This is a genomic window from Sodalis sp. RH24 (assembly GCF_047324145.1).
Lineage (GTDB): Bacteria > Pseudomonadota > Gammaproteobacteria > Enterobacterales > Enterobacteriaceae > Acerihabitans.
Genome location: NZ_CP178729.1, coordinates 250,174 through 272,315 on the forward strand (window position 1 = coordinate 250,174; position 22,142 = coordinate 272,315).

Sequence of the window (22,142 nt, forward strand, 5' to 3'; positions counted from 1 at the left end):
GTTGTCCTTGCCTGGCGGTATCCCAATGCGCTGTGCGGGTGATATTTGTATCCGGGGGCGTCCGGCCGGGTAACGAAGGCAGGGGTGCGAAGCACGATCCCGATCGTTACTGATAGGGCCTTTACCACGCTGTCGCGCCAGGCCGATACGGCGAAGGCGTCCAACTATCTGATGAATCACTGGCAGGTGTTGTGTTACTACGCCGGCGATGGCTGGGCGGAGATCGATAACAATATCGCCGCAAACGCGCTGCGGGTAGTGAGCCCGGGCCGCAAAAATTGCCTGTTCTTCGGTTCGGACCGCGGCGGTGAACGGGCGTTGCACAAGCTAAACGGGGTGGAACCGGAAGCGTATCTGCGTCATGTGCTGGCAGTTATCGCGGAACATCCCATCAACAAGATCAAAGATCTCCTGCCGTGGCACCTCGACATCCCTGCTGAGTAAGGGGCAATACGGCGCTAGACGGTCGCCTACTATGATGCCGCGGCAATTTTTTATAGTGGCAAAAAAAAAATGGCACGACAGAGAATTTTTTTTCAAGCTGTCATCAGTGCCCTCCATACAAAAGAAAGTGGCACAACAAACAATAGCGCTGGTAAAAAATTCACCACGGAAAAAATTTTAATCTGTGCGATGCGAAGTCCCACGGCAATCATAATTATACCACCGCAGGCCGAGAAATCGGCGAAAGCCGCCTTATCCATATATGGCATAATCCACACCGCTAGTCCAAATAAAGCGCTCTGGATTAACAACTGGGGTATGGCCACCATCACTAAGGTAATCCCAAGTGACATCGAAAAAATCATCGCGGTAAAAAAGTCCATAATCGATTTAACCAGCAGCAGCTGATAATTACCTTCGAATCCTTCGGTCAATGCGCCGACTATGCCTAGTCCACTGGCACAAAACAGGACAATCATAGCGGTAAAACTTTGGGCGAATTCTTTTGCTGGCATAGTGCTACGGGTTTTGATGACTCGGGATAGCCAGTACTGAAGCTTTCCTGCCCCCCATTTAACGCCATGCTCCAGGGAAAACAATTCACCTAATGTGGTTCCAAGGATCAATGCGAAAATTACCGCCGGCATATTCTGTACTTTTATCACCATCACAATACCGATCGATATCGATGCCAGCGCAAAAGTTGCGGGTAATCCTTCACGTAGCCGCTCTGGTACATGTTTGGCGAATGAAATGCCTAGCAGTCCCCCAGAGATAATTGCCGCACTATTAAGCCATGGTCCTAACATGATATCCTCATGATTATCCTATATAGATTTGTTATCTTGTTTTTCGTCGTTTTCAGGCATAGGAATTAAGGTAAACCAGACTACCCCTTCCCATCGTGCACTGGCTGAGCGTCAGCGGTGTACATACAGCTGAAGTCACGCACATAAAAAGCTGGAAAAATCGCCAGGAAGAAGAACTGGCCGCGTGAATCGCCAATTTTATCTGCGCCGGGGGTCAATTCCCAGCGCCTAGGATAATATTAATGTGCCAATCCAATTTGCTGCATAAACGAGGCGTTGTCCCAGAACAAATACTCTTCATCCATCACGCCGCTTTTAGTCCAATGGCCAAGGGTGGCCATCGTCAGCTTAAATGGCTTGCCTGTGGGTGCCGCCATTTTGCCGTTTCCCAAAGGCATCGGTTTGGTGAAGGTTCCCTCCATCATGCCGATGACCCCGGTCCATTCGCCCGAACCAAAGCGCACCGGATGCACATTGATATGCGTATCCGGCGCAAAAACGAATGTTTGCTTTAATTCAACAATATGGGCCGCCAATCCTTTGGTCGTATGGCCGTCAGGATAATGCACCAGGATATCCTGGGCATGGCTTTCATGCAGGCGATCCCATTTCTGATGGGTATATACGTCGAAATCGAGAGTATCAAACGTTTTAAGATTGTTATTAACGTTTTTTTCAGCGCTCTGATATTTCGACAGTTCCTGCATCAACGGTGGTATGGCGTCATTCGCGCTTTTGGCTTTATCAGCGGCAAATGCGGAGGAAACAGCCAGCCCAAGCGCCAGTGCGGCAGTCACGACATGAGATGATAATTGCATGATAATACTCTTCTTATTAGATAGCGTGTCTGGACGCCGGTTATTTGTTGATAAGCCAGGTCGGCGCAATGGTGGTGCCAAGTCCGGCGCCATAGCCAAAGTAGATATTCAACCCGCCCAGCGGCTCAAGATAACGGGCATTTTTTAATCCGCCGGCATCAATCGCGCTAAAGCCCAGCGAGTGAACCACCGTGGATACCGTTTCTTTTGCCGACGCATCGTCAGCGGCGATAAACACCGGCACCGTGCTGCCCGCCAACTCGGGACCGGCGGCCAGTACCTGGGCAAATATCGTGTTGAAGGCTTTCACCAGACGGACGCCGGGGAAGGCGTTGGCGATTTCCTCGGCCGCGGACGTGACGTGTCCAAGGGTGAGCGACATATAATCGGCGCTCAACGGGTTGGTGATATCAATAATCACCTTGCCGTCCAGATTGCCAAGGGCGCGCAGCGCGTTCACCGCGTCACCGTAGGCGGTGGCGAGAATAATCACGTCCGCCCCGGCGGCCTTGGCGGGTTCCGTGGTTTTGGCTCCGAATTGCTTAGCCAGCGCTTCGGACTTGCCGGCGTCACGCCCGACGATGTACACCAGATGTCCGGCTTTGGTCAGTTGTTTGACGAAACCTGCGGCCATATTGCCTGCGCCGATAACGGTTATTTTCATAGCAATTTCCTTTTGGTATAGGGGGTGATGGCGATGACTGAACAAGCGAATTGATACAATAAGCGTTTTAAATGGTGGGAAAAATGGCGCTATGAGAATATGACTATTACGTAAAACGTAATAATAAGAGAAATGAAGTGGATATCGTCAAAGCTATGCAGGTCTTTGCCACAGTGGTAGAGGAAGGCGGTTTTTCCAGGGCGGCGGATAAACTGGCGACATCGGGAGCGGCGGTGTCACGCCAGATTGCGGCATTGGAGAATCATCTCGGCGCGCTCTTGCTGCAGCGCACCACGCGGCGGCTATCGCTAACCGAACCAGGCGAGGCGCTCTATGAGCGTGCCCAACAGATACTTGCCAGTATCGCCGAAACCGAGGCTGTGGTGGGGCAATACGCGCTGCGGCTGTCCGGATCGTTTCGCATCAGTGCGCCGCTGTCGTTCGGTATCCATCAATTAGCGCCGGTATTGCCTGAGTTTCATCGGCGGCATCCGGACTTGCAGTTTGATATCGATCTCTCTGATCGGGTGGTTGATTTAGTACATGAAGGGTTTGATCTCGCCATCCGCATTACCCGAGCCCCGAGCCCCAATTTGATTGCCCGCAAGATAGCGCGCATCAATATGATCGTTTGCGCCGCGCCAGGTTACCTGGCCGAGCGCGGCGTACCCATGACTCCCGCCGATCTCGCCGGCCACGATACGCTGGGCTATTCTTATCTCAGCTCAAGTGATAACTGGGAGTTTTATGATGCGGCGGGAACAGCAATCCAGGTACGTATCCAGCCTACGGTGCATGCCACCAATGGCGATCTGCTGCGTCACCTGGCGTTGGCCGACGGGGGCATTATGGCGCAGCCGGATTTTATCGTAAGTGAGGATATCGCCAGCGGGAAGTTACAGCGGATCCTGACTGAATGGAGTTTTGGGGAATTCAATCTGTATGTGGTTTATGTCAGCCGCCGGTTCCTACCGGCAAAAATGCGGGTTTTCATTGATTATCTGGTGGAAGTCTGGGGCGAATTCCCGCATCGGTAAGCCTTATCTATTCCTGATTCCTAGGATCGACTGGCACTCTGTTTGCACCGCGCTCAGCGCCAACTTCAGGGCGGGAGAATGGGATAGAATGACTTTGCCATTGGCCATAGCATAGAGAGGCTTAGGCCTATCGATCGTGGGCACGACCCTGACCAGTTGATCAGAGGCAATCCTGTCAAGGAAATAGACTTCCCTGCCGCGCAGCGTTGATATATCAATCGTTTCATGGGACGCGGCAAACAGGGTTTCGAAAGGATGACGAATCTTGGCTGCAATATGGCAGTAGCTCATCTTAGCCAGTTCGTTCAAACCCCAGCCCAGCCTGACACCGGCTCCCCGGCATCGACCAGATTCCGCTCTCATGGGTATTTTCCGCGTGAGTTAGGGTATTCCCTATCGTTTAACCTGGCTGGCGGGGCGGGGAAGTCATGGCCGTTGTCCAGCATCTCGGGCAGGCCCAGAATAAAACGCTGCTCGCGTGCGCACAGCGTTTGCGGGAGCTAACAGGCATGCTTGCCGTCTTGCTCACCCGTTGCCATCGGGGAATATACATCCGCCATTGCGAACCCGTGCCTTCACCTCTTCGCTCACTTGCACGGGATGCTGACTGATTCTCGCAATGAACTCCTTTTGTCCCCGCACATATGACTTCGCATCGTGCTGCGCGCTCCACAGGACAATGCTCAGCATGATGGGAATGAGGTCCAGGCCTTTCTCGGTCAGCGTATAGAAGTCCTTGCGCCCGTCATTGGGGCTGGGCGCCCGCGAGAGAATGCCTTGCGCCTCAAGAAAGGCAAGGCGGGAAGCAAGGACATTGGTCGCGATCCCCTCTTCCGATTTCAGGAACTCGCCGTAGGTCTTCTTACCGGCAAAAACGATGTCGCGAATGATCAAGAGCGACCACCGGTCGCCGAAGATCTCCACGCCGTAGTTCACCGCGCAGTGGGACCTGATTTCTTTATCTGTCGTTTTCATGGCGAAATATTAACATTGCTTGCATATAGCAAGCAAATGCTATGATTACTTTCTTTTTACAAGTAACAATGCTTGCTTATTGCAAGTGATGTGGCTAGCATGGTTTGTATGTTGAGCGCGGTCACCGGATCGCCGCCGGCAAGCCATGAATGATTAGCCTCCTATCACTAAGGAAACTGCACATGAGCACTATCAGCATCATCGGCTCAGGCGGCATGGCGGCAGCGATCGGCGGCCTGGCCGCCAAGGCCGGACACACCGTCGAGGTGATGAGCCGCGACGCCGCCAAGGCGCGGGCGCTGGCCGGGCAGATTGGCGCCGGCGCGATCATAGGCACGTTCGGCGCCGCCCCGGCCGGGGATATCGTCATCCTGGCGGTTCCGTACTCCGCCGTTCTGGACGTCGTGAAGCAATACGGTGACAAGCTGGCAGGCAAGCTCCTGGTCGACATCACCAACCCCGTCGTCGCCGACCTCACGAGTTTTGTGACACCTGGCGACAGCTTCGGCGCGCGGGAGATCATGAAGGCCGCGCCTTCGGACGCCGTTGTCGTCAAGGCATTCAACACCCTGTTTTCCCACGTCCTGGCCGCCGGCTCCTTCCAGGGGCGCTCGCTAGACGTCTTCATCGCGGGCGACGACGCGCGGGCGAAGGGGCATGTCGCGGTATTCATTGAAAGCCTCGGGCTGCGCCCGATGGATATTGGACTGCTGCCCATGGCGCGGACGCTGGAACACGTCTGCCTGCTGTCGCTGGGCCTGCTCGCCCACGCCATCAAGCACACCCACTTTTCAATCGGGGTCAGCCTTCCCGGCTGAGCTCACCCGTAGCGCTATTTTTTCATCTCACTGACAAGGAACAGCACCATGCGCGTTTTAGTTACTGGCGGAACCGGCCATATCGGTTCGTACATCATCCCTGAACTGATCGCGGCCGGACACGACGTTACCGGCCTGGCCCGCTCGGATAAAGCCGCAGAGGCGGTGGCCGCACTTGGCGCCAAGGTGCGGCGCGGAGATATTTCCGACCTCGAGGGACTCAAGGCGGCGGCGGCGGACGCCGACGGCGTCATTCACGTCGCCCACAGGCAAGACCTGCTTCCCTCCGGCGGGATCGACGCCGTGGCCGCCGCGGAACGCCAGATCATGCTCGCGTACGGGGAGGCGCTGGCGGGAAGCGGCAAGCCGCTGGTCGTGTCGGGGAGCATCGGCGCGCCCGGATGGGAAAAACTGGGCCGGCCAGCCACCGAGGAGGACCCGTCACTTCCCGGCGGCGATGCGTACAAGGGGACCCTGCGAGTGCGTAACGTCGTCGATCTCGCCGTCATCGGCCTCGCCGAGCGGGGCGTGCGGTCGTCGATCGTGCGGATCCCGACCATCGCGCACAGCACGACCGACGTCGCCTTCCTGCCATTGTTGATCGGGCTGGCGAAGGAGAAGGGCGTCATCGGTTATCCGGGAGAAGGCGCGAACCTGTGGCCGGCCGTACACGCCCGTGACCTCGCCATCTTGTTCCGCCTGGCGCTGGAGAAGGGTGAGGCGGGCAAATATTGGCATGGGGTCGAGAGTGAGGGCATCCCGTTCCGCGCCATCGCCGAGGCCATTGGCAGCCGCCTGAACGTGCCGGCCGTGAGCATTCCCGCGGACGTGCTGATGTTGCCGGGCTACTTTGGCTTCCTGGCAAATCTGGTCACGCTCGATCTCCCGGCATCAAGCCTTATCACCCGGCAGGCCCTGGGCTGGGAACCCACTCAGCCCGACCTGTTCGCCGATATGGATAACGGCCACTATTTCCCTACCGCCTGACGCGCGCTGTATTACCGGGGCGATGTCCCGGTAATACATGACGAGCAACCTGTTAACTGACGAGGAAACAATATGAGCACTCCCATCAGCACTATCAGCATCATCGGCGCCGGCGGCATGGCCACGGCAATCGCGGGCCGTACCATCAAGGCTGGGCACACCGTCGAGGTGATCGGCCGCGACCCGTCCAAGGCGCAGGCGTTTGCCGATAAGCTTGGCGCTGGCGCGACCACCGGGACGTACGGCGCCGCACCCAAGGGCGACATCGTCATCCTCGCCGTGCCATACGGCAGTGCTGCGTCGGTGGTGGCCGATTTTGGGGCGGCGCTGGGCGGTAAGGTGATCATCGACATCACCAACCCTATCGCACCCGACCTCTCGGGCCTCGTGTCCCCCAACGGCAGTTCCGGCGCGCAGGAGACGGCCAAAGGCCTCCCCGCCGGTGCGCATGTCGTGAAAGCGTTCAACACTCTCTTCGGCCCTGTGCTTGCCAAGGGGGGGCGGCTCGACGCGTTCATCGCAGGCGACGATGGGCAAGCCAAGGCCCGCGTTGCGACTTTCCTCGGGAGTCTCGGCCTGCGGCCTTTGGACATTGGTGCCCTGCATATGGCCCAGACGCTCGAATCGCTTGGCCTCTTGATGATCGGCCTGGCAAAAAACGGCGCCGGCACGTTCGATATTGCCATGCACGTCGATATCGGATTGGCGCGATGAGCACGCAAGGGAACGTGCAGATCGTGAAGGCACTCTTTGCAGCGCTGGGCCGCGGCGATCTGCAAGGTGTGCTGGCGTTGACGGACGACGATGTCGAGTGGGTCATTCCGGGCGAGTGGCCGCTGGCCGGCACGCACCACGGGCATAGGGGGTTGGCTGATTTTTTTCACAAGGCCGCTGACAGGGTGGAAACGTCCATTTCTGCGCCCCTCGAATTTATCGCGCAGGCCGACCGCGTCCTGATCGTGGGTTTGAGCACGGGAAAAATAAAGGCCACGAACAAGGCGTTCGTGGACCATTTTGTCTTCGCCATGACGCTGCAAGATGGCAAGGTGACGCACATTCGGGAGTATATCGACACGCTGGCACTGGCACGGGCAGCCGGAATGGCGGCTGCAAACCTTGGCTGACCCGGGCCTAACGGCCAGCGCGGTCGCCGTCGACGGCGGCCTGGCTTAGATCTAACATACAAGGAGCACTGATGACGTATGCAATTATCGGCTTCGGCAAACTTGGCCAGGCGCTGGCCAAAGCCTTCGCCCGCAGCGGCATCGACGTATTGGTTGCTACCACGCGCGATCCGGAACGTTTTGCTGCCGATGCTGCCGCAATCGGACCCACGGTCATTCCCACCACACTGGCGCAAGCCATCAAGGCAGACATCATCTTTTTGGCCGTCCGTTACGAATCGCACCCGGATGTCGCGAAAACATTGTCGACCTGGCAGGGAAAGACCATCGTCGATGTGACCAACGCCTACGGCGTGCTCGCCGAGGAACTGAAAGGACAGGCTTCGGCCGCGGTCGTCGCGCAGGCTTTCATGGGTGGAAAAGTCGTCAAGGGTTTCAACCATCTGGGCGCTTCCGTTCTTGGGCAGGATCCGGCCGTCCATGGTGGCAAGAGGGCCGTGTTCCTCGCGAGCGATGACGACAGCGCAGCAACAGAGATAGCGGCACTGGCGGAGAAGCTCGGTTTTGCTCCGATCTCACTTGGCGCCCTGGCGAAAGGTGGCCTGCTGGTGCAGGCGCGGGAAAAAGGCTGGGGTCAACTGATCTTAAAGGACCTGGTCAAGTTCGACTGATGAAACGGGAAGCACATGTCGATGCGATCCTGCCACTTTTCGCTAATCTTGAAGCGCTTAAACGACTATCCAGAATGAGCAGCAATATGCTTTTTCTAGCCAGATATTGCGATGACGGAAAGTGAAGTCTCTCTTTCCCGGTGCTGGATAAACAGCAGATTAACGCTGATGCCGGGTGACAAAATTGTCATCATCCCGTCACGCGTTAAACAGAACCAGATCTTTATACTCAATCGTAAATCAGGATAACAGTGGAATGAGACGTTTCGCTTAAGACCTGGACTGAAATAAAAACTGGGGTTGCGAGTCATAAATAAACTGCGGGTAGACATCCCGGATTCCGATCATGAAACGCTAACCATCTACTGTTTGTTACTGGAGAGTATGAACTATGAAAAAAAATCTTATTACCCTCGCTGTTGCCATGATCTTCGCTTCTTCTGCATGGGCAGCTGAAACCGTGGATGTGCATGACCAGATAAATAATGCCCAGGCACCGGCACATCAGATGATGTCATCAAAGCAGGATGCCGCAATCCAGGGAACTGATCCGAAAACGATGGATATGGATGAACATGGTAAAGCCGCGTTGTCACATGAAAATCTAAAAAATAGTAATTCCCCTGCCCATCAGAGTATGGCGGAAATGCACAAAAAGCAGATAAAAAACAAGGCGCCGGGTGACACTGCCACGTCAAAAACCTTTACTGACATGAGCGAGCATGAAAAGGCCGCCGTCGCTCATGAAAAATCCAATAATGGTCAATCATCGATTATTCATGAGCAGCAGGCCGAGCAGCATCGCGGCCAGGATAAAACCAACTGATCGCAAACTGCAAATCTGAGCACCCTCATTTAAATGTTTTTTCATGATGGCAAGAGCCTCTGATTCAGAGGCTCTTTTAACATGGTCCCCTGCTGAAGAGGGTTTTTAAAAAACGTGTTACCCCATGAGTGATCTCTCACTTTTTTTTTCTTGGCGCAGCTAGGGGTGGGGGAGTGATGCTGTTAGCATAAAGAAAGAGTGCGCTTGCATGCAAAGTAAGCCGGCGCGCGCCCGGGTCATTAAAAATTGCCAGGTTCGATAGTCATCCCTCAACCACCGATCCCCGTCACGCAGCAGACTAAGCTGCTGGCGTTCACGCTGACTAGCGGGCCATCGCCATTAAGCTCTCTTTCATTTTCGCTGAGTCGCCGTGTTATACCACGCGCTGGCACGTTGCGGGATCTGCCACGCGGGAAACGCTATCCGTTGTATATTCATGAATTCAGTTCAATAGGGCATGCGGGATTATGGCCTTAACGAGGGGGCCAAGTGCTTGTAGGCTTTTCAGTGACGGAGCCACCGCGTCCAGCGCTGTCGTGCTACTTGCGCAGCATTGCATTCAAAGCTTCGTCTCTTACGCCAGGCCGCCGGCTTTTTTAAAGCTGAGGGGCACATGAGGCGCGTTTTTACGACCCCCGAATTGATGGAAACTTATTGTGTGTATTCAATGTAACGAAGCCAATCGGGGATCTCTGCCCGCCGAGTCTGGCCGTCCAACGCTATTGAAAATGGCGGGCATGGGATGGGGGGGCGCTCCATTGTGTGGGAGTAAGGCCTCCGTCGCCGGGGGAAAGACGGGTCCTGCATGGCAAGTATGACAGGCCAGGGGCACCGCGCCGCCGCCCGGGACCCGCTATGGACGTCCCGGTTTGTCCTGCTGCTGGTCAGCGCGGTGTTCATGTATATGATGACGTTCATGCTCACCCCGACGCTGCCCCTGTTCGTGCAGGACATCGGCGCCGGCACCACCGCGGCGGGCGGCGTCATCGTCGCCGGATATACCGTCGGATCGCTCCTGCCCCGGCTTATGTGGGGCAGCCTTGCCGACAGCTGGGGTCGACGACCCGTCTACCTGCTGGGCGTGGCGATCATGGCCGTCATCTCCCCATTGTTCACCGTCGCCGGCATACTCCCGGTGATCATCAGCCTGCGCCTGGTCCAGGGGGTCGGGTTCAGCGCCTCCTCAACCGGAGCCGCGACGGTCGCCGCCGACCTCGTTCCAGCCTCTCGCCGCAGCGAGGGCATCGGCTACTATGCGCTTGCCAATACCATCGGCATGGCCGCCGGCCCAAATCTCGGACTGATGATCCACCAGCAGTGGGGCGCCAACTGGCTGTTTATCGCCAGCGTCGCCTCCGGCCTGGTCGCCATCATCACCGGCCTATGGGTCGGGGATCGACGCCGGGGCCGCCAACCCAAGGTTTCCCTCCCGACGTCGGTCCCTGATCCCGTAGTGTCGCCGCGGGGCTGGGAGCGTTTGCTCGAGAAGAGCGTGCTGCGCGTGTGTGCGGTCCTTCTGTTCGTCGTCATGCCCTACGGGGCGATCATGGCCTACGTCGCCGCCTATGGCATCCACCAGGGCGTCATGCAGATCGGCCTTTATTTCACCGTCTTCGCCCTCGCCCTTCTCGTCGTACGCCTTGGCGTCGGACGGATAACCGACCGCTTCGGCGCGACAATCGTGTTCGTTCCCGGCGTCGCCGCGATGCTTGCCGGACTTCTCGTCCTCGGCTGGGCAGACGGTCTCACCGTCTTCCTGACCTCGGCCGCGCTGTTCGGCCTCGGCTACGGGGTGGCACTGCCGCTCCTGCAGTCCATCACATATGCCATTGCACCCGAGGACCGCCGCGGGGTTGCCAGCGCGACATTTTTTGCCACCGCCGACATCGGCTACGGACTCGGCGCCGTGCTGCTCGGCGTGTCGATTAGCCTCCTTGGCTATCGTATTGCGTTCGCCGGGCTTGCTCTCCTGGTCGCGATCGCCCTGATGCTGTTCATGATACTTCTGCATCCGCAGCGGCGACGCTGACAAGACGGTTGATCGCTGACGAGGGTTGCCACGAAAGCCTGGCATGACGGCCGCAGCGGCGTCATATCAGAAGGCAGCAGCTCTTTAGTGGCGCGGCAGCGCATTAAGCCGGATGATGCCGGGCCTGGCTGTGGCCATACGGGTGGGGGTTCCGCTGGGCTTATGGATTGGCCAGCTTTTCAGCTGGCATATCGTGTTTGCCTTCGTGGGCGCGGTCGGGTTAGTGACATGCCTGCTCATTGCCCGTTTTGTGCCATGTCGTGAAGGAGATGACGGCGCACATCAACCAGGCAGGATGCCCTTTGTTTCACACCTTGTTCCGCGTTGGATGCGTATTTGGCCGGGGTGCCCCGCTGATAAGCATGCATCCCTAGCAGATTCAAGTCGGAAAATTTCTGTTCTGAGTTCGGCTTAGACATCCAGCTTGCGCGTAGCCAGCCATTCCACCATTGCCGGGTCACGATGCGAAAAGAAAGCGCTGGTCGCGGTGTCCATTGCTGCGACATGAGTCATTTCATCGGTGTTCAGTTCGAAATCAAGTACATTAATATTTTCTGCCATACGTTCTTTTCTAACTGTTTTTGCCAGAGAAACAATGCCGCGCTGATAAAGCCATTGCAATATCACCTGTCCGACACTTTTACCGTATTTCGCCCCTATTTTCGTTAATACTGGATTTTGAAAAAGTCCGTTGCGTCCTTCCGCAAATGGCGCCCAGGCTTCTGGCTGGATGCCACGACTTTTCATCCAGGGGACCGCCTGAAGTTGCTGATTGAACGGATTGACCTCGACCTGATTGACTGCCGGGGGGATTTTATTGAATGCCATTAAGTCCGCCAGGCGATCGGGATGAAAGTTGCTTACGCCTATGGCGCGAATTTTTCCTGTCTGATTCAGTTCTTCCATCGCCCGCCATGCACCGTGGACATCACCATAGGGCTGATGGATTAAATATAAATCGACATAATCAAGCTGGAGTCGATTAAGTGAACGCTCAAACTGCGCCTTGGCGCCGTCATAACTGGTGTCCTGCAACCAAAGTTTGGTGGTGATAAATAGCTCGTTGCGCGCAATGCCACTTTGTTTTAATGCGTTACCGACCTGGGTTTCATTCTGATAAGAGGCTGCTGTATCGATTAGACGATAACCGGTTTCAATGGCGGAAATGACAGCACGCTCGCACTCCGCTGCGTCAGTCATCTGGAAAACACCAAACCCAATCAAGGGCATCTCAATTCCGTTATTCAATGTTAGGGTTTGCATAGCGTTATCCTCTGTGAAAATATGAAAATGTGAAAATCTTTGTCTATCTATTTTATAAGGATAGCGTAGATGTCGTTATGAGATTAGTGGTTGTAATCCGCATGGCTTTATTAGCTGGATTAATAAATAGCAGTGATAATAACCATTTCTCGCGGCGTACCTTCTGGGGGGCCAGGGGCAGAGCTTTAACCGGCCAGCGATTGGAATTTGAATGAATGTTCGCCAATCAAGGAGAAGTGCATGTTAAAGTAAACAGCGTTTAACCGCGTAATATGCACTATGTCATTAATGCCCGGCCTGGCACGGACGCGAGGCAGATCAACACGGCTTCGCCGCCCGAATGGACTGGACCCTTAAAGATTATTATGGACAGACATAAAATGGCCTAATCTGATTAACGCATGACAAAACGATGACAATGCTGTCATTTTAGTGATCGTCTATTGATATCGGCTATCGGCTCACTAGAATGATGTAACAACGTCGTTGTGTCGGAGGATGCGTGAAATTATTGGTTGTTGAAGATGAGGTGAAGACAGGAGAATATCTCTGCAAGGGATTAACAGAGGCTGGTTTTATTGTTGATTTAGCGGATAACGGTATGACAGGCTATCACCTTGCAATGACAGCGGAGTATGATTTAGTGATCCTTGATATCATGCTGCCTGATGTTAATGGATGGGATATTGTCAAAATGCTGCGTTCAGCGGAAAAGGGCATGCCGATTTTACTTTTGACCGCATTGGGCACAGTGGAGCATCGGGTAAAAGGACTTGAATTGGGGGCCGACGATTATTTGATTAAACCCTTTGCGTTTGCTGAACTCTTGGCGCGGGTACGCACTTTGTTGCGACGGGGTACCACCGTTATTGCTGAAAGCCAGTTTCGCGTTGCGGATTTGACGTTGGATTTGGTCACACGGCGGGTAACCCGGGGCGGTGTGAAAATTATACTGACCAGTAAAGAGTTTACACTTTTAGAGTTTTTTATCCGTCATACTGGGGAAGTATTGCCTCGTTCCTTGATTGCTTCCCAGGTTTGGGATATGAACTTTGATAGCGATACAAACGCAATTGATGTTGCTGTTAAACGCCTGCGGGCGAAAATAGATAATGATTTTACGCCAAAACTTATCCAGACAGTACGCGGCGTAGGTTATGTACTAGAGGTGCCGGATGCTGATTAAGCCGATGCAACGCCCTTTCTCTCTGGCCTTCCGGTTAACCTTCTTTATCAGCTTGACAACCATTGCCGCTTTTTTCGTCTTCACCTGGATTATGATCAATTCTGTCGAAAGGCATTTTGGCGAGCAGGATATAGCCGATTTAAAACAAATCAGCGCGACCTTGGCTAATATACTCAGCGAGAAAGAAGAATCTGAAAACATACGCTTAGATAAAATCATTAACGCAATTGTTAATCATAAAAATATCTTCGTCAATCTCGCAAATGATAAAAATCAGGTTATTTATCAATCCACGGACGGCCCTGATTTTACCAAGATAAGAGCATTACTTCCTGCTTTCGATAAAATTAATGCCAATAATATTATCATGTGGCAAGATGAATCCACAGGGGAAGCCGTTATCAATAACAGCAAAATGGAAGCGGCCAGTTATCGCGTTGTGGCACTACCTGTCAGTACCTTCGTTAACGGTAAAACGACAAGATATACACTTCTTATTGCACTTTCCATCGACTTCCATTTGCACTACATCCAAGAGCTGAAATATAAACTGATAATCACCGCGCTCTTGTTCAGTATGATTATTGTACTGGTTGTATTATTTGCTGTTTATCAAGGGCATGCACCGCTTAGACGTGTAAGCAGAAAGATAAAAAGCATCACTTCAGAAAATTTGCATGTGAGATTATTGTCAACGAAAGTACCCATTGAACTAGAACAACTCATTGTGTCATTTAATCACATGATTGGCAGAATTGAAGATGTTTTCACTCGCCAGTCAAATTTTTCCGCGGATATTGCCCATGAGATACGGACCCCGATTACTAACTTGGTGACGCAAACGGAGATTACACTTAGCCAGACTCGTTCATCAAAGGAGTATCAGGATATTCTTTATTCAAATCTGGAAGAATTTTCTCGAATGGCAAATATGGTGAATGACATGTTATTCCTTGCTCAGGCCGATAATAACTTACTTATCCCTGAATGTGTTTCTATTGATCTCAAAAAAGAAATTATCAAAGTATTCGATTTTTTTGAAGCGTTAGCTGAAGAACGCGGGGTAAGCTTGCACTTCATTGGCAGTCCATTATTGGTAAAAGGCGACCCTCTGATGCTACGCCGCGTTATCAGTAACCTGCTGTCAAATGCCGTACGTTATACGTCCCCAGGCCATTCAGTCACAGTGAGCGTGACGGATACTATCGATGATGTACAGCTAGTTGTTGAAAACCCAGGTACCCCCATACCCGCCGAGCACCTGCCGCGACTTTTCGACCGTTTTTACCGTGTCGATCCTTCGAGACAAAGAAGCAGCGATGGTAGTGGTATCGGTTTAGCCATTGTGAAATCTATTATTGGCGCGCATCAAGGTAAGATATCCGTAACCTCCGATGTTATATCAACAAAGTTTATAATAAGCTTGCCAAAATAGCCATATTCAGCAAATCTTTAATGACACTCGAAATAATAAACTTGTGTCCATATTGATTATTTTCTTTACTCTGATCTATTGTGATTTAGTTTAGGTGTGTCGTTGGTGAAGGGGATGAATGCGTTTTAGTAAAGTTACCGGTTAATTAATCATTCAACACCGAGTGATTGACTCCGGCGATGCGCCGGAGTCATCGGCTCCCTTGAGCAAGAAAAATGCTGTAAATTCCATGCGCAACGCAGTCACTCAGCGCACCCTCGTTTGTTTTTGGCGGATTAAGGATAAGTCTGTAACACTATAATTGTAACATATTGAATTGTATATATGTTTTAACTATCAAGAATGACAAAAATGTCATCATGCAGTCACGTGTTAAACAGAATTCGCGTTATATAATTAGTCTTAACTTGCAAGCATCCTGAGATAATATATGAGTTGACGGTTAATTCTTTTGGCGGCACAGCGTGCTGAATAATTTATCCTTAGCCCTGATTATTGAGCTATAACAATTTTTTTAACAAATGAGTCAGCTTCTGGAAATAAAACTTCGGATACTAGGTCTCTGCCCATCTGAACGCTGAAGTATCCATAATTGGAGAATTTAAGATGAAAAAAATTATTTTGACTACCGCAATGGCCTTAGTTTTTGCTACGAGTGCTTATGCTGCGAGTGATGGCAATGTGCATGAGTCTGTTAATAACAGTAGCGCGCAGGCCCATCAATTGATGGTGAAAAAATCCCCAGAACAAAATAAGATTGCTGCTGGCAAGCTGCAGCAGGACCAACATGAGGAAGCAGCTAATATTCATGAATCCACGAAAAATGGACAATCCCAAGCCCATCAGTATATGGCTGAGCAGCACAAAAAAATGATGGGTAATAACCAGGAAGTGAAAAAACCGGTGACGGCCCAGCCCTTCAAGGATATGAATGAGCATGAAAAAGCAGCTGTCATACACGAGAACGGTAAAAATGGATTTTCAGAAGTCCATCAGCAAATGGCTGATGAACATTTGAAGAAAATGAATTGAGTTTCATTATAGGACCACAATTGTTCGTATGCCATTGTGGTCCTTCAAAAAAATAAATATCGTTAATATTTATAATGTTAATAACACCTAACATAATGAGGTAACTAAATGAACAAGAAATTATTAGTTGTGGTGGTAGCGTTGATGTCTCCAGTGGCAGTGTTCGCCGCCGGCCAAGGTATGAACATGGATAATCAGTCCTCAATGTCGCCAGCAGCACAAGAGTACATGTCTGGAATGCAAAGTATGCATGACAACATGATGGCGGGAATGATGTCGTCCAACCCGGATGTAGCCTTTGCAAAAGGTATGACCGCGCATCATCAAGGCGCCATTGAAATGGCTAAAACTGAACTCAAATATGGTAAAGATCCTGAAATGAGGAAATTAGCGCAAGATATCATCAACGCTCAGCAGCCGGAAATCGATCAGATGCAAACCTGGGTGAAAAATAATAATAAATAATAACAAGTTAATTAATAGAGTTGTTAGCAGACGATAAAGCTGAGTTCCACTCCCGGTATACATCAGGAGATGAAATGCAGGCTTACGGGCTGCCCCGCTATAAATACCAGGTCTGCCGTCCAGGACTGGGCTTGGGCGTCCGGTGACTGGCGCTGAGGTTTACGGGTGGGTATCAAAAGGGCTCGCAGCCGGGCCCATGGTATCTCGCGTTCCGTGCGATGTTGGCTTAGCGATGTCAGCACCGCCATGGCTTTCGGCCAAATGTTTGAAATCTTTTTTATGTGGTGCATCCCTTTGCTGTTCCGCCGCCTGGGCGTTAAGTACATGCTGCTGATCGGCATGCTGGACAGGTTCGTTCGCTACGCTTTTTTCGCCCTGGGCGTCAGTGAGAAAGGGCGGTTCCTGCTGTATCTCGGCGTCCTGCTGCACGGCGTGTGCCACGACTTGTTTCTGTCGTCGGTTTTATCTATACCGACCGCGCTGCCGGCGCAAAGGTGAAAGGGCTGGCGCAAATAAATGAGGTCCTGTAAACCTGGCTTGTACCGGTATACAACCGCGGGTTGTATCAGCCGGGTCAACCTGATTTGGCTGCCTGTTTCTTGATTTGTTCCAGAGCGGCATTAAAGCCCTCCGGCGTGCCGCTTGAGCCGGCAAGACGGTCCACTTTGACCTGCTCAATAGGCTTGCCGACCACGACCGCAGGGACCGCGTCGGCGAACCGCCGCTGATAATCCAGTGAAATGGGATTGGTAGCATGGGTTTTGATGTTTGCGGATGTAATGAGACCAGCATGCAGGGTAACGGTAACCGTGATAAACGAGGGCGCATTCCCGTATTGCCCCGTAGCGGTATAGGTGCCGTCCGCATAGGCGGTGCGTATGTTTGCCACTTTCCATACTTCAGTGCTGGCGGTTACGGATGTGGATTGGCGTTCGGCCGCGTTACCGACCGGCCATCCAGCTGTCATGACGATAGAGGTGGCCATCCACGCCACTGTCGTTACTTTTGCTTTTACGTTCATCTCATTCTCTGGCTATATATGTAACAAGCGAGTCAGCGCGATACCGTGGGAAGATCGCATTAATACAGGCTATCCGGCTGAGGGCACATTGCTGTAGTGCTGTGCTAAGCGGTCGCGGCGTAACGAATCTCCATGAGGTGCCGATAGCAGGGATAAGGATCATTTGCCGAAGCGAATTGCTTGATTAGGGCGCAACCTGCTTTACAGGCCGAACAAGGATTTCCTGCACCAGTACGCGGGGCGGTTGAGCAAAGGCATAAACAACCGCCTGGGCGACATCCTCGGCGTGCAGGGCATCCAAAGCTGCGCGCCGCTCGCGTAGCGCCTGCTCAGGCAGGTTGTGGCCAAATTCCGTCCAGACCGCGCCGGGTTCAATAACAGAAACGCGAATACCTACCGCGCCCAGTTCCTTACGCAATGTTTCGTGGAAGCCGACCACGGCGTACTTGGTCGCGCAGTAGACCGACCAGCCTTCTACGCCATAGCGGCCGCCAGTGCTGGATATCGAGGCGATCATCGCGCCAGGGCGACCCTGCAGCAGAGGAATGGCGGCATGGGTGCAATTAAGCAGCCCAATCAGATTGGTATCGATCATGCCGCGCCATTGTTCCGGCGCACTCTCGGCAAAGGGGGCATGGATACCAAGGCCGGCATTGTTCAGCAGCAGGTCGAGCCCGCCGAAAGTCTCTTTTACCTGTGCAAACAGCCATTCGACCTGGCTATTGTCAGTAACGTCGGTCACTATAGCGGTCGCCTTGTTGCCAAGCTCTTCAACAAGTGCTTCGATTCGATCGCGCCGCCGCGCCGCCAATACGATATGGACGCCCTCAGCGACCAGCAGACGTGCCGTGGCTTCGCCGATGCCACTTGAGGCGCCGGTAATTACCGCGACTTTACCTTTCAGATCCTGCATTTGCATATGTTCATCTCCAACGTTATTTCTCACAAAATCAACACCCGACGCGGGCCTGTAGAGCGGCGGGATAGCGAGCGACTGAAATCTTGCCCTCATTATCAGTAATTGTCGGTAGCAGCATCACACGGCATCACAAGGAGGGTTATGTACCAGCCACAACCGAAGTGGCGTCGTCTATGCCATTGGCGATAAAGATTTACTACTCCTGAAATTAGCTTTTACCCGGGTAGGTGACTAGATGGCAAAATCAGCAAAGACTTTTGAATCCATTTCATCAATGGCGAAATTAAACGACCATCAGGCGCGGATTTATACGCTATAGCAATATTTAGCAACCTATAGCAATACTCATTAATGAATCTCATTCAACAAGACATGCGTAATAGTGCTCTTAATCAAAAGAGAGTTTGCCCGTAGTATCCGGGTAGAAAACCACTCGGATTGAAGAGGAAGTTACTGTCATGAAACTTCTCAGCACGCTGATTCCCATTCTCTTGGTTAGCCTGCCGGCGCAGGCAACCGCCCAGGATGTTGTACCCGATACCCCAGCTGCGCGCGAGGCCAGAGAAACCGCGCCACAGCTCTTTGCCTACACCCAGAACGTGCTGTTTGGCGATTTGTGGAAGCGCACCGAGCTCATTCCACGCGACCGCAGCCTGGTGACCTTGTCCGCATTGCTCGCCAATGGGCAAGCGGCGCAGATGACCTCGCACATCAATCTGGCGCTGGATAATGGCGTTAAGCCCAGTGAAATCATCGGGCTGATCACTCATCTTGCTTTCTACACGGGGTGGCCGAATGCCATGTCGGCTGTAGGCGTCGCGAAGAGCGTTTTCAAACAACGTGGGATCACACCCGACACATCACGTCCCGAGTCGTCGGCACTGTTGCCGGTCGATAAGGCCGCCGAGGCTGAGCGGGCGGCGCTTGTAAAGGAAAATATCGCACCGGTTGCGCCCGAATTGGCGCGTTATACCGACGATGTTCTGTTTGCGGACTTATGGCGCCAACCCGATCTGGCAGCCCGTGATCGCAGTTTGGTTACGGTCGCTGCACTTATCGCCCGAGGGCAGCTCGAGCAGCTTTCCTTCCACCTGAACAAGGCCCGTGAAAGTGGATTGACGAAGACCCAGGCGGCGGAGGTTGCCACTCAACTCGCATTTTATGCAGGGTGGCCACGTGCAATGTCGTCCTTACCCATTATCAAAGCCGTATATGCGCAACCTGATAAGTAACGTGAAGAGGAAATAATAATATGATAGCAAGCCGCTGGAAACGACTCTGGGCTATTACGTGGGTGGTGGCCTCTATGGCCGCTGGTTTTAATGCGACCGCCGCTGACACAAACTCGCAAAAGCCGCTGGTCATTCAAGCGCAAGGAAGTTTTACCGTTGGCGGGAATGTGAACACCGCGCCGGGCACATTTGACCCAAGAAAGCCCATGGAGCCAGCAGGGCAAACCTATCACGGCGACCATCTCTATGCTTTTTATCAGATACCGGTCAATCCCCGGAAGTATCCCATCGTCATGTGGCATGGCGCCGGTCAATTCTCCAAAACCTGGGAAACCACGGCGGATGGCCGCGAGGGTTTTCAAAACATTTTTCTACGACGGGGTTTCTCCACGTATCTGATTGACCAGCCTCGTCGGGGAAATGCCGGCCGCAGTATGGTCGAAACCCTGGTCAAGCCTACGCCGGACGAACAAATGTGGTTCAACCAATTTCGCGTGGGAGTCTGGCCTGAGTATTTCAAAGGCGTGCAATTTGACCGCAGCGCCGGGACGCTCGATCAGTTCTTCCGGTCGATGACCCCCAATACCGGACCGTTTGACATGAATGTCGTCTCCGACGGTGCTTCCGCGCTCTTTGACAAGATAGGCCCAGGTATCCTGTTCACTCATTCGCAAGGCGGCGGGCCGGGCTGGCTGACGGCCATCAAGAACAAGAATGTCAAAGCTATCGTGGCATTTGAGCCGGGCAGCAGCTTTATCTTTCCTGATGGCGAGGTACCGGCGCCGATCACCAGTTCCTTTGATATTGTGCGGGGCGAGACTGTTCCCCTGGACAGATTCATGGCGCTGACGCGCATCCCCATAGTCATTTATTACGGCGACAATATCCCTGACAAACCGACTGACATGCCGGCCCAGGATAGCTGGCGCGCGCGTCTTGAAATGGCGCGCAAGTGGCGTGATGTCGTTAACAAGCACGGCGGTGATGTCACGGTCGTACATCTGCCCGAGATCGGTATTAAAGGCAACACCCATTTTCCGTTTGCAGACTTAAATAATGTCCAGATTGCGGATCTCGTGTCGACGTTCCTTGCCGAGAAAAAACTGGACTGACAAAACAACAGGTCAACCGCGGCAAGTAGCCCGGGCGCCGCGCAGGCAAAGACCGGTGGTCGCGATGATGGCGGAACATCTTGCCGGCGCGCGACGTTTTCACCTTTAGGAGTATTAATATGAAAAACAAAATGATCAAGGCCATGCTCTTGGCCGCCATGGTCAGCCTCTCGGCAGGCAATGCCGGGGCGGCGGACTATCGGAATAACCCGTTTACCCTGGTCTACGATGGCGCCATTACCCAAAATGAGCCCGGTAAGGTCAATATCCATCCGGTCACCTATAAGCTCAATGGCCTGGATATTGCCGCCAACGTCTATACCCCTGCCAACTATGATCCGAAGAAGTCCTATCCGACGGTGGTGGTAGCGCATCCGAACGGCGGGGTGAAAGAGCAGGTGGCCGGTCTGTATGCGCAGCGACTGGCTGAGCATGGCTACATTACCATCACCGCCGATGCGGCGTATCAGGGAGCCAGCGGTGGCGAACCGCGCAGCGTGGACAAACCGATGTACCGCATTGAGGATATCCACGGTATGGCGGACTACATCACTCAATATGCCGGCGTCGATGGGAAACGCCTGGGTCTGCTCGGCATCTGCGGCGGCGGGGGATACTCGCTGGCCGCGGCGCAAACCGACAAGCGATTCAAGTCGCTGGCGACGGTGAGCATGTTCAATTCGGGACGGGTTCGCCGCAATGGCTACAACGATTCGCAAATGGACACTATCCAGCAGCGCCTGCAGCAGGCTTCCGCCGCCCGCGCCCAGGAAGCGGCCGGCGGTAAAGTACTCTATTCGGGTGATGCCAATCTCACCGATGCGCAGATTGCCAAATTGCCGTTTGAACTGTATCGCCAGGGCTACGAGTACTACTGGAAGACGTATGCGCACCCCGGCTCAACCTTCAAGTACACCACCAGCAGCCTGCTGGACCTGATGCGCTTCGACGCCACCGACCATATTGATCTTATCCAACAGCCGTTGCTGATGATCGCGGGCAGCAAGGCCGACAGCCTGTACATGACCAAAGATGCGTTCCCCAAGGCCACCGGCACCAAGGACAAGGAATTGTTTATTATTGATGGCGCCACGCATATCGAAACCTACTGGGTTCCCAAGTATGTGAACGCCGCCATCGGCAAGCTGACTGCCTTCTATGGAAGAACGCTGTAATTCAGGGACGTAGATGGTTTCGGGTGGATCGGCTACTTGTAGCCGTTCACAACCATCAGCAAGCTGCGCCGTGCGGGTATTGCCGTCTTGCCATTATTCT

General features: G+C 53.3%; 23 protein-coding genes and 3 pseudogenes. 18 read left to right on the forward strand and 8 right to left on the reverse strand.

The window, feature by feature from the left end; all coding sequences use genetic code 11:
- Positions 1 to 126: 126 nt before the first annotated feature.
- Positions 127 to 444, forward strand: a pseudogene (locus ACL2XG_RS01090) (IS66 family transposase); the annotation flags it as partial.
- 92 nt (positions 445 to 536) lie between these two features.
- Here the strand turns inward: ACL2XG_RS01090 and ACL2XG_RS01095 are convergent.
- The 3 genes from ACL2XG_RS01095 to ACL2XG_RS01105 form a co-directional block, all read right to left on the reverse strand.
- The gene (locus ACL2XG_RS01095; RefSeq protein ID WP_410014598.1) at positions 537 to 1,253 is read right to left on the reverse strand and encodes a DUF554 domain-containing protein; all 717 of its coding nucleotides are present in this window, start codon (positions 1,251 to 1,253) and stop codon (positions 537 to 539) included.
- A gap of 239 nt (positions 1,254 to 1,492) precedes the next feature.
- Positions 1,493 to 2,071 carry an ester cyclase gene (locus tag ACL2XG_RS01100; RefSeq protein ID WP_410014599.1) on the reverse strand — a complete coding sequence of 193 codons (579 nt, stop codon included), beginning with the start codon at positions 2,069 to 2,071 and terminating at the stop codon, positions 1,493 to 1,495.
- Between the two features lie 40 nt (positions 2,072 to 2,111).
- Complete coding sequence (locus tag ACL2XG_RS01105) at positions 2,112 to 2,735, reverse strand: NADPH-dependent F420 reductase (protein ID WP_413723117.1); 624 nt, start codon at positions 2,733 to 2,735, stop codon at positions 2,112 to 2,114.
- A gap of 137 nt (positions 2,736 to 2,872) precedes the next feature.
- On the opposite strand from ACL2XG_RS01105, the gene ACL2XG_RS01110 reads away from it, so the two are divergent.
- Positions 2,873 to 3,772 carry a LysR family transcriptional regulator gene (locus ACL2XG_RS01110; RefSeq protein ID WP_413723116.1) on the forward strand — a complete coding sequence of 300 codons (900 nt, stop codon included), beginning with the start codon at positions 2,873 to 2,875 and terminating at the stop codon, positions 3,770 to 3,772.
- A 3-nt stretch (positions 3,773 to 3,775) separates the two neighbouring features.
- Here the strand turns inward: ACL2XG_RS01110 and ACL2XG_RS01115 are convergent, their stop codons facing one another.
- Together ACL2XG_RS01115 and ACL2XG_RS01120 are read right to left on the reverse strand one after the other, a co-directional pair.
- Positions 3,776 to 4,135 carry a hypothetical protein gene (locus ACL2XG_RS01115; protein WP_413723115.1) on the reverse strand — a complete coding sequence of 120 codons (360 nt, stop codon included), beginning with the start codon at positions 4,133 to 4,135 and terminating at the stop codon, positions 3,776 to 3,778.
- 162 nt (positions 4,136 to 4,297) lie between these two features.
- Positions 4,298 to 4,747 carry a winged helix-turn-helix transcriptional regulator gene (locus ACL2XG_RS01120; protein WP_413723114.1) on the reverse strand — a complete coding sequence of 150 codons (450 nt, stop codon included), beginning with the start codon at positions 4,745 to 4,747 and terminating at the stop codon, positions 4,298 to 4,300.
- A 182-nt stretch (positions 4,748 to 4,929) separates the two neighbouring features.
- On the opposite strand from ACL2XG_RS01120, the gene ACL2XG_RS01125 reads away from it, so the two are divergent.
- From ACL2XG_RS01125 to ACL2XG_RS01160, 8 genes and pseudogenes are all read left to right on the forward strand, one after another.
- Positions 4,930 to 5,565 (forward strand): NADPH-dependent F420 reductase, encoded by a 636-nt coding sequence (locus tag ACL2XG_RS01125; RefSeq protein WP_413723113.1) that lies wholly within the window; start codon positions 4,930 to 4,932, stop codon positions 5,563 to 5,565.
- 48 nt (positions 5,566 to 5,613) lie between these two features.
- Positions 5,614 to 6,552 carry an SDR family oxidoreductase gene (locus ACL2XG_RS01130; protein WP_410014605.1) on the forward strand — a complete coding sequence of 313 codons (939 nt, stop codon included), beginning with the start codon at positions 5,614 to 5,616 and terminating at the stop codon, positions 6,550 to 6,552.
- 72 nt (positions 6,553 to 6,624) lie between these two features.
- Positions 6,625 to 7,266 (forward strand): NADPH-dependent F420 reductase, encoded by a 642-nt coding sequence (locus ACL2XG_RS01135; protein WP_410014606.1) that lies wholly within the window; start codon positions 6,625 to 6,627, stop codon positions 7,264 to 7,266.
- Positions 7,263 to 7,676 carry a nuclear transport factor 2 family protein gene (locus tag ACL2XG_RS01140; protein WP_413723112.1) on the forward strand — a complete coding sequence of 138 codons (414 nt, stop codon included), beginning with the start codon at positions 7,263 to 7,265 and terminating at the stop codon, positions 7,674 to 7,676. Before ACL2XG_RS01135 ends, ACL2XG_RS01140 begins: the two co-directional genes overlap by 4 nt.
- A 56-nt stretch (positions 7,677 to 7,732) precedes the next feature.
- Positions 7,733 to 8,347, forward strand: coding sequence for an NADPH-dependent F420 reductase (locus ACL2XG_RS01145; RefSeq protein WP_413723458.1), 615 nt, complete (start codon positions 7,733 to 7,735; stop codon positions 8,345 to 8,347).
- 391 nt (positions 8,348 to 8,738) lie between these two features.
- On the forward strand, positions 8,739 to 9,173 hold the full coding sequence (locus ACL2XG_RS01150; protein WP_413723111.1) for a copper-binding protein: 435 nt from the start codon (positions 8,739 to 8,741) through the stop codon (positions 9,171 to 9,173).
- Positions 9,174 to 9,978: 805 nt separating this feature from the next.
- Complete coding sequence (locus tag ACL2XG_RS01155; RefSeq protein WP_413723110.1) at positions 9,979 to 11,202, forward strand: MFS transporter; 1,224 nt, start codon at positions 9,979 to 9,981, stop codon at positions 11,200 to 11,202.
- A gap of 103 nt (positions 11,203 to 11,305) precedes the next feature.
- Positions 11,306 to 11,617: pseudogene (locus ACL2XG_RS01160) on the forward strand (hypothetical protein); the annotation flags it as partial.
- Here the strand turns inward: ACL2XG_RS01160 and ACL2XG_RS01165 are convergent.
- Positions 11,614 to 12,465 carry an aldo/keto reductase gene (locus tag ACL2XG_RS01165; protein ID WP_413723109.1) on the reverse strand — a complete coding sequence of 284 codons (852 nt, stop codon included), beginning with the start codon at positions 12,463 to 12,465 and terminating at the stop codon, positions 11,614 to 11,616. The pseudogene ACL2XG_RS01160 and the gene ACL2XG_RS01165 overlap by 4 nt on opposite strands.
- Positions 12,466 to 12,967: 502 nt before the next feature.
- On the opposite strand from ACL2XG_RS01165, the gene ACL2XG_RS01170 reads away from it, so the two are divergent.
- The 5 genes and pseudogenes from ACL2XG_RS01170 to ACL2XG_RS01190 form a co-directional block, all read left to right on the forward strand.
- A complete protein-coding gene (locus ACL2XG_RS01170) occupies positions 12,968 to 13,651 on the forward strand; it encodes a copper/silver response regulator transcription factor (RefSeq protein WP_413723108.1) in 684 nt (227 codons plus the stop codon).
- On the forward strand, positions 13,641 to 15,086 hold the full coding sequence (locus ACL2XG_RS01175; RefSeq protein ID WP_413723107.1) for a Cu(+)/Ag(+) sensor histidine kinase: 1,446 nt from the start codon (positions 13,641 to 13,643) through the stop codon (positions 15,084 to 15,086). Before ACL2XG_RS01170 ends, ACL2XG_RS01175 begins: the two co-directional genes overlap by 11 nt.
- A gap of 606 nt (positions 15,087 to 15,692) precedes the next feature.
- Positions 15,693 to 16,118, forward strand: a complete 426-nt coding sequence (locus ACL2XG_RS01180) for a copper-binding protein (protein WP_413723106.1) — start codon at positions 15,693 to 15,695, stop codon at positions 16,116 to 16,118.
- Positions 16,119 to 16,226: 108 nt separating this feature from the next.
- Positions 16,227 to 16,583, forward strand: coding sequence for a DUF305 domain-containing protein (locus ACL2XG_RS01185; protein ID WP_413723105.1), 357 nt, complete (start codon positions 16,227 to 16,229; stop codon positions 16,581 to 16,583).
- 225 nt (positions 16,584 to 16,808) lie between these two features.
- Positions 16,809 to 17,095: pseudogene (locus tag ACL2XG_RS01190) on the forward strand (MFS transporter); the annotation flags it as partial.
- 62 nt (positions 17,096 to 17,157) lie between these two features.
- Here ACL2XG_RS01190 and ACL2XG_RS01195 read toward each other — a convergent pair.
- Positions 17,158 to 17,604, reverse strand: a complete 447-nt coding sequence (locus ACL2XG_RS01195; protein ID WP_413723104.1) for a hypothetical protein — start codon at positions 17,602 to 17,604, stop codon at positions 17,158 to 17,160.
- A 184-nt stretch (positions 17,605 to 17,788) separates the two neighbouring features.
- Positions 17,789 to 18,523 (reverse strand): SDR family oxidoreductase, encoded by a 735-nt coding sequence (locus ACL2XG_RS01200; RefSeq protein ID WP_413723103.1) that lies wholly within the window; start codon positions 18,521 to 18,523, stop codon positions 17,789 to 17,791.
- A 458-nt stretch (positions 18,524 to 18,981) separates the two neighbouring features.
- On the opposite strand from ACL2XG_RS01200, the gene ACL2XG_RS01205 reads away from it, so the two are divergent.
- From ACL2XG_RS01205 to ACL2XG_RS01215, 3 genes are all read left to right on the forward strand, one after another.
- The gene (locus ACL2XG_RS01205; protein WP_413723102.1) at positions 18,982 to 19,755 is read left to right on the forward strand and encodes a carboxymuconolactone decarboxylase family protein; all 774 of its coding nucleotides are present in this window, start codon (positions 18,982 to 18,984) and stop codon (positions 19,753 to 19,755) included.
- 74 nt (positions 19,756 to 19,829) lie between these two features.
- Positions 19,830 to 20,867 carry an alpha/beta hydrolase gene (locus tag ACL2XG_RS01210; protein WP_413723457.1) on the forward strand — a complete coding sequence of 346 codons (1,038 nt, stop codon included), beginning with the start codon at positions 19,830 to 19,832 and terminating at the stop codon, positions 20,865 to 20,867.
- Positions 20,868 to 20,986: 119 nt separating this feature from the next.
- Positions 20,987 to 22,042 (forward strand): alpha/beta hydrolase, encoded by a 1,056-nt coding sequence (locus tag ACL2XG_RS01215; RefSeq protein ID WP_413723101.1) that lies wholly within the window; start codon positions 20,987 to 20,989, stop codon positions 22,040 to 22,042.
- Positions 22,043 to 22,142: the final 100 nt, after the last annotated feature.